Genomic DNA, 13,393 nt, shown 5'->3' with positions numbered 1-13,393 from the left:
CATGCGGGCGAGTTGGGTGTCGGCGCCGACGCGGGTGGCTTCGACGACGAGTCGGCCTCCGGCGTTGAGGGTGGCTCCGGTGACGGTGTCGCCGATAGTGACCTCGACGGGTACGGACTCGCCGGTGAGCATGGAGGCGTCCACGGCGGACGTGCCCTCGACCACGGTCCCGTCCGTCGCGATCTTCTCCCCGGGACGGACGGCGAAGCGATCGCCGACCACGAGCGTGCTCGCCGGGACGCGGATCTCCCGGCCGTCCCTGAGCACGGCGACGTCCTTGGCCCCCAGGTCCATCAGCGCCCGCAGCGCCGCCCCGGACCTCCGCTTGGCGCGGGCCTCCAGGTAGCGGCCGAGCAGGATGAACGTGACGACCCCGGCCGCCACCTCCAGGTAGATCGTGGAGCCGGCGTCGGCGCGCGGGACGGTGAGGTCGAAGCCGTGGCGCATGCCGGGCATGCCCGCGTCGCCGAGGAACAGGGCCCACAGCGACCAGCCGAACGCGGCGAGCGTGCCGAGCGAGACCAGCGTGTCCATCGTGGCCGCGCCGTGCCGGAGGTTGGTCCGGGCGGCGCGGTGGAAGGGCAGGCCGCCCCAGACGACGACGGGCGCGGCGAGGGTGAGGCTCAGCCACTGCCAGTAGTCGAACTGGAGGGCCGGGACCATGGCGAGCAGGACGACGGGTACGGCGAGCACGGCCGAGACGACGAGGCGCTGACGGAGCGCGCCGATGGAGGCGTCCTGCTCCGCCCCGGCGTCCCGGGCGGTGGAGTGAGGGTCCGGCCCCGGGGCCGCGGCGGGATCGACTCCCGGGCTCGTGGCGGAGTCGACGCCCGGGGTCGTGGCGGTGTCCGTGCGGCGGGCCTCGTCGGCGTACGGGCCCGGGCCCGGGGCGGCCGCCGGGAGAGTGGGGGTCTCGGGTCCTGTCGGCGTCCTCCGTTCCGGCCGGGCGACGGGGCGGGCCGTGTAGCCGGTCTTCTCGACCGTGGCGACGAGGTCCCCGAGCTTCAGCCCCTCCCCGAAGGTGACGCTGGCCTTCTCGGTCGCGTAGTTCACCGTGGCGGTGACGCCGTCCATCCGGTTGAGCTTCTTCTCGACGCGGGCGGCGCACGAGGCGCAGGTCATCCCGCCGATCATCAGCTCGGCCTCGGAGGTGTCGGCGGTCGGGGAATCGGCTGCTGCTGTGCTGGCCATGTCCGGAACTCCTGGGAAACGCAGATCGGGCCGTACCCCACCAGTATCGGCTGGTGGGGTACGGCCCGATCTGCGAAGGGGTGCTGCCGCTCCGGCAGGCCTTCAGGCGGCCGGGCCGACGAGCTCGTACCCGGCCTCGTCGACGGCGGCGCGGACAGCCTCCTCGGCCAGCGGGGCCTTGGACGTGACGGTGACCAGGCCGGTGGCGGCGACGGCCGCGACCGAGGTCACGCCGGCGATCCCGGAGATCTCCTCCGAGACGGAGCCCTCGCAGTGGCCGCAGGTCATCCCCTTGACCTGGTACACGGTGGTCACCGAGTCGGTCTGCTCGATCTGCACGTCGGCCGCGCCGTCGTGGCAGGAACCAGTGGGCGAGCAGCAGGAACCGGTGGACTGGGGGGTCTCTGTCTCGGCGGTCATGACGTTCTCCTCTTCGCGAACACGTAACGGCGGCGTGGCGGGGCGCAGGGGCGTCACGGAGGACTCCCGGCGTTCCGTCGTATGCACACTATACCCCTATGGGGTATGAGTGCCCCCTCGCCGTCCTGATGGACGCCATGGTGGTGCGGGGCCTGCTGGTTCCCGCGGTGATGAAGCTGATGGGCCGCTCCACCTGGTGGGCCCCCGCGCCCCTGCGCTCCTTCCACCGCAGGTTCGGCCTCAGCGAAGGGGACGGGGAAGCCGTTCGGAAACAGCCCTCGGGGAGGCCGGGAACACCCCCGGAGCGGGCCCCGGAGGGCCCGCGGAGCACCGAACGGGGGGAGGCCGGGGGGTCGGCCTCCCCGCCCGTCCCGGACGACGCCAGGCGCCTGCCGACGGCATCGGCAAAAGGCCGCTGACCTGGGATTTCACGCTCCGACTGCCTAGAATTACCCCATCGGAAAAGGGGGCCCGGATGGACCGGAACGTGACGACGACGGACGATGTGCTGGCACTGATGGACGGGCTGTTCGCCCCGGCGGCGGACCGGTGGACGGCCGACGGGGCGTCCTGGTGGGACGACTTCTACGCGGACCGTTCGAAGACGGTGCCGTTCTTCGTGGACAAACCCGACGAGAGCCTCGACGGGTATCTCCGCCAGGGGCTGATCGCCCCGGGCCGTGCGCTCGACCTCGGCTGCGGCCCCGGCCGCAACGCGCTGCACCTGGCCTCGCTCGGCTTCGACGTCGACGCGGTCGACCTCTCCCCGGCGGCGATCGCCTGGGCCCGGGAGCGGGCGGAAGAGGCGGGGGCCCACGGCGTCCGGTTCCACCGCGGTGACGCGTTCGCGCTGACGGCGGCGGGGGCCGCCCTGGCCGGGCCCTACGACCTGATCCACGACTCCGGCTGCTTCCACCACCTGCCGCCCCACCGGCGCGTCAGTTATCTCGCCCTCCTGGAGCGCTGCCTCGCGCCCGGCGGCCACTTCACCCTCACCTGCTTCGCCGCCGGTGAGGGCGGGATGGGGTCGGAACTGCCGGACGCCGAGCTCTACCGGACGGGCGGTCTGCAGGGTGGGCTCGCCTACTCGCCCGAGGCGCTGCGCCACGTCTTCTCCGGCCTGACGGAGATCGAGCTGCGCCGGATGAACGACGAGGCTCCCGAATCCCCGCTCTTCGGGGAGCCGTTCCTCTGGACGGGCCTCTTCCGGGCGCCCGCCCGGAGCTGACGGGCCCGGGCCGGGCGAGCGGGGTCGCTGTGCGGGCAGGGGGTGTCAGCGGCCCCGGTTGCGGGGGCGGGAGGCGACCCAGGCCCGGACGGTGTCTCCGTACCAGTACGGCTTCCCGTTCCTCACCTGGTCGGGCGGGGGCAGGAGCCCGTGCTTGCGATAGGAACGGACGGTGTCCGGCTGGACCTGGATGTGCGCGGCAATGTCCTTGTAGGACCAGAGCGTCTCGTCGGTCATCAGTGACACCTCTCAGCGCTTCTCTGCTCTGCTGCGCTCCGCAGCACAGGCTGACGATCACTCAGCCCGTGCTCGGTTGAACGACCCCGGGGGAGGCGGCGTGGGGCTGTCGACCGGCTGTGACAGAAACCACGCGTAACCGAGATATGTGTGCCGAAACGGTTACTGCTGTGGCAGAACGGATGAACCGGGCCCGGTGGTGCGGGGAGCGGCCCCGTTGTCGGACCCGGCTGCCACGATGGGGGCCATGAGCACTTCCGAACGCCCGATGCCCCCTCTGGTCGCCGATGAACGCCTCTCCCTGGAGAGCTGGCTCGACTTCTACCGCGCCACCCTCGCCCAGAAGTGCGCGGACCTGCCCGAGAAGGGGCTGCGCGAGGCGTCCGCGGCGCCGTCGCCGATCACGTTGCTCGGACTGCTCCAGCATCTGGCGGAGGTCGAGCGGAACTGGTTCCGCCGCGTGCTCGCGCAGGAGGACGTCCCGCCGCTCTTCGCCCCTCCGGCCGGCGGCGGCGACGGAGCCGAGGGCCGTGACGGCGGCTGGGAGCTCGCCGAGGACTCCACCCACGAGCAGGCGCTCGCCCGGTGGGAGGCCGAGGTGGCACGGGCCCGGCAGAACTGCGCGGCCCGGGCGCTCGACGACACCAGCCCGTTCATGGGCGCGCAGGTCACCCTGCGGTGGATCTACACCCACATGATCGGCGAGTACGCGCGGCACTGCGGCCACGCCGACCTGATCCGCGAACGCGTCGACGGACGCACGGGGGTCTGACGGGAGCTCAGAGCGTCGGTCCGGGCCTTCCGCAGGAGCGGAGGAACTCCCGGGTGCGGCGGGCGATGGGGAACGGCTTGTCCGGCGGACACGGATACATGTCCTGCTCCACGATCGCGAACAGGTCGACGTCCAGGGCCCGGGCCGCTTCCAGGACCGGCTCCAGGGCGGGCACCCCGCCGGGCGGCTCGCACATCACACCCCTGGCCACCGCCGGGCCGAACGGCACCTCGTCCGCCACCACCGTCGCCAGGATCTCCGGATCGACCTGCTTGAGGTGGAGGTAGCCGATGCGTTCCCCGTACGTCTCGATGAGCTTGACGCTGTCGCCGCCGCAGTAGGCGTAGTGCCCGGTGTCCAGGCAGAGCGAGACGAGATCCGGATCGGTGGCGTCCAGGAAGCGGTTGACGTTCTCCTCGGTGTCGATGTGGGTGTCGGCGTGCGGGTGGACGACGATGCGCAGCCCGAACCGCTCCCGGACCTCCCGGCCCAGCCGCTCCGTCTGCGCGGTCAGCTCACGCCACTGCGCGGGTGTGAGTACCCGGTCCTCCAGCACCTCGCCCGTCTTGTCGTCGCGCCAGAAGGAGGGGATGACGACCAGGTGCTCGGCGCCCATGGCCCGGGTCAGTCCGGCGATGTCCGCGACATGCGCCCACGTCCGGTCCCAGACGTCGGGGCCGTGGTGCAATCCGGTGAAGACGGTCCCGGCGGAGACCGTGAGCCCCCGCTCGCGGGTCTCGTCGGCCAGCCGGGCCGGGTCGGTGGGCAGATAGCCGTACGGGCCGAGTTCGATCCACGCGTACCCGGCCTCGGCCACCTCGTCGAGGAAGCGCTGCCACGGCACCTGTCGCGGGTCGTCTGGGAACCACACCCCCCAGGAGTCGGGGGCCGAGCCGATACGGATGCGAGACGAGGGGCGGACGGAGGGGGTCATAACGCCCAGCCTCGGGGCCCGCGCGGAAGAGTGTCAAGGCTTCGTCCGAATGTCCGGACAAAATATTGACAGGGTTCCCGGGAGGGGACTAGACCTGGGACCAGCCGGCCACCGGTGGGTCGAAGGGATGGGCATGCCTGAGCCGTACGACGTGATCACCATGGGGCGGATCGGGGTGGACCTCTACCCGTTGGAGGTCGGGGTACCGCTCGCCCGGGTCGAGACGTTCGGCAAGTTCCTCGGCGGCTCCCCGACGAACGTCGCGGTGGCGGCGGCCCGGCTGGGGCGGCGGACGGCCGTGATCACCCGGACCGGACAGGACGCCTTCGGCGCGTATCTCCACCAGGAGCTGGAACGGTTCGGCGTGGACGCCCGCTGGGCGACGACCGTGGCCGAGTATCCGACCCCGGTCACCTTCTGCGAGATCTTCCCGCCGGACGACTTCCCGCTCTACTTCTACCGGCAGCCCAAGGCCCCCGACCTGGAGATCCACGCGCCGGACCTCGACCTGGACGCGGTGCGCGACGCCCGGATCTTCTGGATGACGGGCACCGGACTCAGCGCCGAGCCCAGCCGCTCCGCCACCCTGGCCGCACTCCGCGCCCGCGGTGCGCCGCGCACGGCGACCGTCTTCGACCTCGACTGGCGGCCCATGTTCTGGGACGGCGGCGACGACAGCGCCGAGGCTCCCGCGCGGTACCGCGAGGCGCTGGCCCACGCCACGGTCGCCGTCGGCAACGTCGACGAGTGCGCCATCGCGACCGGCGAACGCGAACCGTACGCCGCGGCCCGGGCCCTGCTCGCGGCCGGGGTGGAGCTCGCCGTCGTCAAACAGGGTCCGAAGGGCGTGCTCGCCGTTCACCGCGACGGCACCACCGCCGACTGCCCGCCCCTGCCGGTGGACGTGGTCAACGGACTCGGCGCGGGGGACGCGTTCGGGGGCGCGCTCTGCCACGGGCTGCTGGCCGGGTGGCCCCTCGACCGGCTCGTGCGGTACGCGAACGCGGCCGGCGCCATCGTCGCCTCCCGGCTCGCCTGCTCGTCCGCGATGCCGTCTCCGGACGAGGTCGAGGGAGCCCTCGCGGCCGGAGCCGTGACGGCCGACCCGGGCGCTCCGGCGAACACCGGAGCCGTCACGGCCGACCCCGGCACCCCGGCCGCTCCGGCCGACCCCGGCGCCCCGGCCGCTCCGGCCGACCCCGGCGCCCCGGCCGCTCCGGCCGGCCCCGGCACTCCGGCGGACGCCCCGTCCGGAGCGGGCTCATGACGCCTCTCGCGCCCTCCCTCGCCGAGCTCGTGCGGTTGCGCGCCGAGCGTCCCGAAGCCGTCGCCGAGGCCGCCGCGCGACGGAAGCGGCGGCGGCTGATCCGGCACCCCGGCGACCGGCTGATGATCATCGCGGCGGACCATCCCGCGCGCGGCGCGCTCGCCGTGGGGGACCGGCCCCTCGCCATGGCCAACCGCTTCGAGCTGCTGGAGCGGCTCTGCCTGGCCCTCTCCCGCCCCGGCGTAGACGGAGTGCTGGCCTCCGCCGACGTCCTGGACGACCTCCTCCTGCTGGGAGCCCTGGAGGACAAGGTCGTGATGGGCTCGATGAACCGTGGCGGGCTGGCCGGCGCCGCGTTCGAGCTCGACGACCGGTTCACCGGCCACCGCCCCGACGACCTGGTCCGCCACGGGTTCGACGCGGGGAAGCTGCTGCTGCGCATCGACCACGACGACCCCGGTTCGCTGGCCACCCTGCACACCGCCGCCCGGACCATCGACGCGATGGCGGCGCGCCGGCTGCCCGTTTTCGTCGAGCCCTTCCTCTGCCGGCGCCTCGAAGGCCGCCTCCGCAACGATCTCGGCGCCGCCGCCGTGGCGACCTCCATCGCCATCGCGTCGGGCCTCGCCGGGACGTCCGCGTACACCTGGCTGAAGGTCCCCGTCACCGACGACCCCGACGCCATGGCCCGGGCGATGGAAGCCTCCACGCTGCCCGCCGTCCTGCTCGGCGGCGAGGTCGGCGACGACCAGGACGCCGCGTACGGGAAATGGCGCGACGCGCTGCGGCTGCCCACCGTGCGGGGGCTGGTCGTGGGCCGCTCGTTGCTCTACCCGGTCGACGGGGACGTGACGGGTGCCGTCGACACCGCCGTATCGCTGCTCGGCACGGGTAGGGAAGAGTTATGACGAACCATCACCCCCCTGAGCGGAACCACCGGTACCACCTGCCGGCCGGCAGCGTCGCGCGCGGGGCGTACGCCGTCGACATCGACCCCGAGCGGGCCGGTTGGGACCGTTCGGCCCTGCGGGTGCTGGAGCTGGAACCGGGAGGTGTTCACACGCTCGACACCGGCGGAAGTGAATGGATCGTCCTGCCGTTGGCCGGTGCATGTACGGTGCGTACGGCAGGCGAGACCTTTGAACTGCTGGGCCGGGAGAGCGTGTTCAGCGGGGTCTCCGACTTCGCCTACGTACCGCGCGACTCCCACGCACAGATCGCCTCCGGCGCAGGTGGCCGCTTCGCCCTGGCAGGAGCGAAGTGCGAGCGACGACTCCCCGCTCGCTACGGCCCCGCGCCGGAGGTACCCGTCGAGCTGCGCGGCTCCGGGACCTGCTCGCGCCAGGTGAACAACTTCGCCGCCGCCGACACCTTCGACTGCGACCGGCTGATCGCCGTCGAGGTGCTCACCCCCGGCGGCAACTGGTCCTCGTACCCGCCCCACAAACACGACGAGCACGTGCCGGGCGAGGAGTGCGAACTGGAGGAGATCTACTACTTCGAGGTCGCGGACGGCGGGATCGGCTACCACCGGGTCTCCCCGTCGCGCGACGGCGGTACGGACGTCCTCGCCGAAGTGCGCGGTGGCGACGCCGTCCTCATCCCCGACGGCTGGCACGGCCCGTCCATCGCCCCGCCCGGCCGGACGCTCTACTACCTGAACGTGATGGCCGGGCCGGGGGAGGAGCGCGCCTGGCTGATCCGCGACCACCCCGACCACCGATGGATCCGCGACACCTGGCGGGACGAGCCGATCGACGCCAGACTCCCGCTGTACACGGCGCATCCGTCGCCCGGCCCGGAGGTAACGCCTTGAGCCCGACGAGTCCCGCGAGCCCGACGCGCCCCGCGAACCCCCACGGTCCGACCCGCAGGCTGACCACCGCTCAGGCCCTGATCGCCTTCCTGGCCCGGCAGTACACCGAGCGCGACGGCCGCCGGCAGCGGCTCATCAGCGCCACCTGGGGCATCTTCGGGCACGGGAACGTCGCGGGCATCGGCCAGGCACTCGTCGAGGCGGGCGGCGGCGGCAGCGGCGACGGGAACGGCAGCGGCGCGAACGGGGCCGCGCACCGCATGCCCTACCTCCAGGGCCGCAACGAACAGGCCATGGTGCACGCGGCCGTCGGGTACGCCCGTCAGTCGGGGCGGCTCTCCGCGCACGCCGTGACCACGTCCATCGGCCCGGGGGCCACCAACCTCGTCACCGGGGCCGCCCTCGCGACGATCAACCGCCTGCCCGTCCTCCTCCTCCCCGGCGACACCTTCGCGACCCGGCCCGCCGACCCCGTACTCCAGCAGCTGGAAGTGCCCTACGCGGGCGATGTCTCGGTCAACGACTGTCTGCGCCCCGTCTCGCGCTACTTCGACCGGATCACCCGGCCCGAGGCGCTGATCCCGGCCGCGTTGCAGGCGATGCGCGTGCTCGCCGACCCCGCCGAGACCGGGGCCGTCACGCTCGCGCTGCCGCAGGACGTGCAGGCGGAGGCGTACGACTGGCCGCAGGAGTTCTTCGCCGAGCGCGACTGGCACGTCCGCAGGCCCGCCCCCGACGCGCACGAACTGGAAACCGCGGTACGGGCGGTGCGCTCCGCCCGCCGCCCCCTGATCGTCGCCGGCGGCGGGGTCCGGCACAGCGCCGCCGAGGAGACGCTCGCCGCGTTCACCGCCGCGACCCGCATCCCGGTCGCCTCCACCCAGGCGGGCAAGGGCGCGCTCCGCCACGACCACCCGGCCGACGTCGGCGGCATCGGCCACACCGGCACCGCCACCGCCGACGAACTGGCCCGCACCGCCGACCTGGTGATCGGCGTCGGCACCCGCTTCTCCGACTTCACCACCGCCTCCGGCACGCTCTTCGCCGACCCGGCCGTCCGCTTCCTCCACCTCAACATCACCGGCTTCGACGCCCACAAGCTGGCCGCCCTCCCGCTGGTCGCCGACGCCCGCGCCGGACTGGAGGCGCTCACGGCGGCGCTCGCCGGACGCGGCTACCGGGTCGACCCGGCGTACGAGACGGAGTACACCGGCGCGAAGGAAGCGTGGGAGGAACGGGTCGAGGCATCCTTCGCCACCCCCGACCCGACCGCGCGACCCACCCAGACCCAGGTCCTCGGCCTCCTCGACGCCCTGGTCACCGAGGACGACATCCTCGTCAACGCCGCGGGCTCCCTCCCCGGCGACCTGCACAAGCTCTGGCGCACCCGCTCCCGCGACCAGTACCACGTCGAGTACGGCTACTCCTGCATGGGCTACGAGATCCCCGCCGCGATCGGCGTCCTGCTCGCCGACGGAGTCCGTACGCCGCGCCGCCCCGTCTGGGCGCTCGTCGGCGACGGCACGTACCTCATGAACCCCACCGAGATCGTCACCGCCGTCCAGGAGAACCTGCCGCTGAAGCTGCTCATCCTGCAGAACCACGGATACGCCTCCATCGGCGGCCTCTCCGAGTCGGTCGGCGCCGAAGGCTTCGGCACGGCCTACCGCGGCCGGGACGCCGACGGCGGCTTCACCGGCCCGCCGCTCCCCGTCGACCTGGCCGCCAACGCGGCCTCCCTCGGCATGCGCGTCCTGCGCGCCACCACCGTCGACGACCTGCGCAAAGCACTCTCCGAGGCCCGTGACGCGGAGGGCCCCACTTGTGTCTACGTCGAGACCGAAACGCCCGACACAGTGTCGGGCCCCCCTCCGGCACAGGCGTGGTGGGATGTTCCGGTAGCCGAGACCGCGAGCCGCCCGGCGGCGGTCAAGGCCCGGGAGGAGTACGACCGGCAGGTCGCCGCCCGACGCCGCCACCTGTGAAGACCGCCTGAACCCGCTCGCACTGCCAGAGCGGCCAGAAGCCTGAAGGAGTACGTCATGACGAAGACCGTCAACCACTGGATCGGCGGCAAGACAGTGGAGGGCACGTCGGGCCAGTACGGTCCCGTCACGGACCCCGCCACCGGCGCCGTCACCACACAGGTCGCGCTCGCCTCCGTGGAGGAGGTCGACGCGGCCGTGGCGGCGGCGAAGGCCGCGTACGCGACGTGGGGCACCTCCTCGCTCGCCCAGCGCACCACCGTCCTCTTCCGCTACCGCGCGCTGCTCGACGCCCACCGCGACGACATCGCCGCGCTGATCACCGCCGAGCACGGCAAGGTGCACTCGGACGCGCTGGGCGAGGTCGCCCGCGGTCTGGAGATCGTCGAGCTGGCGTGCGGGATCACCACCCAGCTCAAGGGCGAGCTGTCCACCCAGGTGTCCAACCGGGTCGACGTCTCCTCGATCCGCCAGTCCCTGGGCGTCGTCGCGGGCATCACGCCGTTCAACTTCCCGGCCATGGTGCCGATGTGGATGTTCCCGCTGGCCATCGCCTGCGGCAACACGTTCGTGCTGAAGCCCAGCGAGAAGGACCCCTCGGCCGCCAACCTGCTGGCCGAGCTGGCATCGGAGGCCGGCCTTCCGGACGGCGTCCTCAACGTCCTGCACGGCGACAAGGTCGCCGTCGACGGCCTGCTGAACCACCCCGACGTGGCCGCCGTCTCGTTCGTCGGCTCCACCCCCATCGCCCGCCACATCCACGCCACCGCGTCCGCCAACGGCAAGCGCGTCCAGGCCCTCGGCGGCGCGAAGAACCACATGCTCGTCCTCCCGGACGCCGACCTGGACGCGGCCGCCGACGCGGCGGTCTCGGCGGCGTACGGCTCCGCCGGTGAGCGCTGCATGGCGATCTCCGCCGTCGTCGCGGTCGGCGCGATCGGCGACGAACTGGTCGCGAAGATCCGTGAGCGCGCCGAGAAGATCACCATCGGCCCCGGCAACGACCCCGCCTCCGAGATGGGCCCCCTGATCACCGCCGCCCACCGCGACAAGGTCGCCTCCTACGTCACGGGCGCCGCCGCCCAGGGCGCGGAGGTCGTCCTGGACGGCACGGGCCACACGGTCGAGGGCTTCGAGGACGGCCACTGGATCGGCCTCTCCCTCCTGGACAAGGTCTCCACCGACTCCGACGCGTACAAGGACGAGATCTTCGGCCCGGTGCTGTGCGTGCTCCGCGTGGACACGTACGAGGACGGCGTCGCCCTCATGAACGCCTCGCCGTTCGGCAACGGCACCGCGATCTTCACCCGCGACGGCGGCGCGGCCCGCCGCTTCCAGCTGGAGGTCGAGGCCGGCATGGTCGGCGTCAACGTCCCGATCCCGGTCCCCGTGGGCTACCACTCCTTCGGCGGCTGGAAGGACTCGCTCTTCGGCGACCACCACATCTACGGCAACGACGGCGTGCACTTCTACACGCGCGGCAAGGTCGTCACCACCCGCTGGCCCGACCCGGCCGACACCCCGGCCGGCGTCGACCTCGGCTTCCCGCGCAACCACTGAGGGCCGCCCCCGCCGTTCTCACCCGTCCCCGCCCGCACCCCGGTGCCGGCGGGGACCGGTGCGTCCGACGCCTGTGTGCCCGTGACGCCCCTCCGGCCGTGATGGCTCCGACGGCACCCGACACTGCCCCCCGGGCCCGCCTTCCCTGCCCCGGAGAACCTGGCACCGGCGCTACCCGCCGGGTATCCAGGAGAGGACGCCGTCCCTCCGTAGGAAGTGAAGCTCCCCGTGCGCGCACAGGACAACGCCCGAAACGGCGACGCCGAGAACGTTCGGGAGCAGGCCCGCAGACCGGTGGAGCCGGCCGAAGCGCCGCTCGCCGGAGGCATGGCCCTCCAGGGCACGGCCGGGAACGCGGCCGTCGTCCAGATGCTCCGCAGGGCCGGGCACCCCCCGGCGCTGGACCACGAGCACGGCGACGGATGCGGCCACCAGGAGGACACCGCGCCCACCGCCGACACACCCGTGCAACGCCGCGCGGACGCGCCCGTGCAACGCCGCTCCGCCGTCCACGATGTCCTGCGTACCGGTGGACGGGGTCTCGGCGGCGCGGAACGCGCCGACATGGAGGCCCGGCTCGGCGCGGACTTCTCCGACGTCCGCGTCCACACGGACGCCGCCGCGAAGGCCTCCGCCGCGGAGGTGGGCGCCCGTGCCTACACCTCCGGCAACCACATCGTCATCGGTGACGGCGGAGCGGACAAACACACCCTCGCCCACGAGCTGACCCATGTCATCCAGCAGCGCCAGGGGCCCGTCGCCGGCACGGACAACGGATCGGGGCTGCGGGTGTCCGACCCGTCCGACCGGTTCGAGCGCGAGGCCGAGGCCAACGCGACGCGGGTCATGAGCGGGCCCCGCCCGCAGACGGACATCGCCCGTTCGGCGGACCACACGGCGTCCGGTGGCGACGGGGCCGTCCAGCGGGCCGTGGACGTACAGCGTGTGGCGAGCGACAAGCAACTCGTCATCGACGGCGGGGCGGAAGGCCCCACGACGGTCCGGTCCGCGTCGGACCTGCTCGTGTGGATGGTCGGCCACCCCGTGCGCCCCGCCCCCAGGAACTACGCCAGGCCCGCCACCCTTCAGAGGGTTCTGGCGAACCTGGAACGGTCGGGCGGCCCGATCGACCACGCCGCGGTCTGGCGGGCCCTGGGCGAGGTCCTCGCCCAGCAGGAGGCCGGTGACAGCAGTGACAGCAGCAGTAGCAGTAGCAGTAGCGACAGCGACGGTGGGGGCGGCTTCTTCCGGCAGGGCAATCGCCGGTCCGACGACAGCAGCAGCGAGGAGGAGAGCAGCAGCGACGAGGAGTCGGAGCGTTCCAGCGTCGCCTCGTCCGGATCCCGTTCGGGAGCCGACTGGGCGGAGGGCGACTGGGGCGCGGACGAGATCGGCATCCCCGAGGAGCCGCTGGAGTTCCGGCGCGAGATGTCCGAGGCCGAGCGCGCGGAGCGACAGAAGGCGCTGAACGCGAGCCTGAGCGGCTACCGCCTGGTCGGGTTCCACGGCACCCACGTCGAGAGCGTCGGCAGCCTGGTCACCCACGGCCCGGACGCGGACATGGTCGGCGCGGCGAACGGCATCGGCAAGGGGCGCGGGTTCTACGTCGCCCCCGTCCTGGCCCCCGGCTCGATGAAGGCACCCGGCACGACCGCCGCGAAGAAGGACGCGAGGACCTGGGGCAAGTTCCTGGTCGCCGTCTACGTGAAGGACGACGTCGGGCTGGTGGAAGCCGGAGGCGGATCCGAGGCCGGCTTCGCGTTCGAGAGCGACAGTGATTCCGGCTCCGCGTCCGGTTCCGAGTCTGCGATGGTCTACCACGGCTCGGACGAACTGGTCATCCCCGACGTGCTGTTCGGGAGCATCAAGCTGGTCCGCAACGCCGACGACGTCGCGATGGCGTCCGACCCGGGCCTCCCCGCGGTCGGCTACGAGGACGGCGTCAGCCGGTACGACAAGTCGAAGTCCAAGAAGTGAACCGTG

Annotated in this window: 12 protein-coding genes and 1 pseudogene; 9 read left to right on the top strand and 4 right to left on the bottom strand. The window is 72.8% G+C overall.

Going from position 1 to position 13,393, the window contains the following annotated elements:
* The coding region (locus tag ACIQRW_RS19565; protein ID WP_403761688.1) for a heavy metal translocating P-type ATPase at positions 1 to 1,191 on the bottom strand (1,191 nt) is incomplete at its 3' end.
* 102 nt (positions 1,192 to 1,293) lie between these two features.
* Positions 1,294 to 1,611 carry a heavy-metal-associated domain-containing protein gene (locus ACIQRW_RS19560; protein ID WP_403761685.1) on the bottom strand — a complete coding sequence of 106 codons (318 nt, stop codon included), beginning with the start codon at positions 1,609 to 1,611 and terminating at the stop codon, positions 1,294 to 1,296.
* Positions 1,612 to 1,709: 98 nt separating this feature from the next.
* Between ACIQRW_RS19560 and ACIQRW_RS19555 the strand changes: the two are divergent.
* Positions 1,710 to 2,030 (top strand): annotated as a pseudogene (locus tag ACIQRW_RS19555) (MMPL family transporter); the annotation flags it as partial.
* A gap of 56 nt (positions 2,031 to 2,086) precedes the next feature.
* Positions 2,087 to 2,839, top strand: coding sequence for a class I SAM-dependent methyltransferase (locus tag ACIQRW_RS19550; RefSeq protein WP_403761682.1), 753 nt, complete (start codon positions 2,087 to 2,089; stop codon positions 2,837 to 2,839).
* Positions 2,840 to 2,884: 45 nt separating this feature from the next.
* On the opposite strand, the gene ACIQRW_RS19545 is transcribed toward ACIQRW_RS19550, so the two are convergent.
* Positions 2,885 to 3,076 (bottom strand): helix-turn-helix transcriptional regulator, encoded by a 192-nt coding sequence (locus tag ACIQRW_RS19545; protein ID WP_403761679.1) that lies wholly within the window; start codon positions 3,074 to 3,076, stop codon positions 2,885 to 2,887.
* Positions 3,077 to 3,323: 247 nt separating this feature from the next.
* Between ACIQRW_RS19545 and ACIQRW_RS19540 the strand changes: the two genes are divergently transcribed.
* On the top strand, positions 3,324 to 3,848 hold the full coding sequence (locus ACIQRW_RS19540; RefSeq protein ID WP_403761676.1) for a DinB family protein: 525 nt from the start codon (positions 3,324 to 3,326) through the stop codon (positions 3,846 to 3,848).
* 7 nt (positions 3,849 to 3,855) lie between these two features.
* On the opposite strand, the gene ACIQRW_RS19535 is transcribed toward ACIQRW_RS19540, so the two are convergent.
* Positions 3,856 to 4,782 (bottom strand): sugar phosphate isomerase/epimerase family protein, encoded by a 927-nt coding sequence (locus tag ACIQRW_RS19535; RefSeq protein WP_403761673.1) that lies wholly within the window; start codon positions 4,780 to 4,782, stop codon positions 3,856 to 3,858.
* A gap of 133 nt (positions 4,783 to 4,915) precedes the next feature.
* Here ACIQRW_RS19535 and iolC point away from each other — a divergent pair, with 133 nt between their 5' ends.
* The 6 genes from iolC (at position 4,916) to ACIQRW_RS19505 (ending at position 13,387) form a co-directional block, all read left to right on the top strand.
* Positions 4,916 to 6,049, top strand: coding sequence for a 5-dehydro-2-deoxygluconokinase (gene iolC / locus ACIQRW_RS19530; protein ID WP_403761671.1), 1,134 nt, complete (start codon positions 4,916 to 4,918; stop codon positions 6,047 to 6,049).
* Positions 6,046 to 6,957, top strand: a complete 912-nt coding sequence (locus tag ACIQRW_RS19525) for a deoxyribose-phosphate aldolase (protein ID WP_403761668.1) — start codon at positions 6,046 to 6,048, stop codon at positions 6,955 to 6,957. Before iolC ends, ACIQRW_RS19525 begins: the two co-directional genes overlap by 4 nt.
* Complete coding sequence (gene iolB, locus ACIQRW_RS19520; protein WP_403761665.1) at positions 6,954 to 7,865, top strand: 5-deoxy-glucuronate isomerase; 912 nt, start codon at positions 6,954 to 6,956, stop codon at positions 7,863 to 7,865. The genes ACIQRW_RS19525 and iolB overlap by 4 nt, the downstream gene beginning before the upstream one ends.
* A complete protein-coding gene (iolD, locus tag ACIQRW_RS19515; protein WP_403761662.1) occupies positions 7,862 to 9,850 on the top strand; it encodes a 3D-(3,5/4)-trihydroxycyclohexane-1,2-dione acylhydrolase (decyclizing) in 1,989 nt (662 codons plus the stop codon). The genes iolB and iolD overlap by 4 nt, the downstream gene beginning before the upstream one ends.
* Before the next feature lie 57 nt (positions 9,851 to 9,907).
* Complete coding sequence (locus ACIQRW_RS19510) at positions 9,908 to 11,410, top strand: CoA-acylating methylmalonate-semialdehyde dehydrogenase (protein ID WP_403761659.1); 1,503 nt, start codon at positions 9,908 to 9,910, stop codon at positions 11,408 to 11,410.
* A gap of 228 nt (positions 11,411 to 11,638) precedes the next feature.
* Complete coding sequence (locus ACIQRW_RS19505; protein ID WP_403761656.1) at positions 11,639 to 13,387, top strand: DUF4157 domain-containing protein; 1,749 nt, start codon at positions 11,639 to 11,641, stop codon at positions 13,385 to 13,387.
* Positions 13,388 to 13,393 lie beyond the last annotated feature (6 nt).

It is taken from the genome of Streptomyces sp. NPDC091287 (genome assembly GCF_044768525.1).
GTDB lineage: Bacteria > Actinomycetota > Actinomycetes > Streptomycetales > Streptomycetaceae > Streptomyces.
This window is presented reverse-complemented; position numbering and strand designations above follow the sequence as displayed.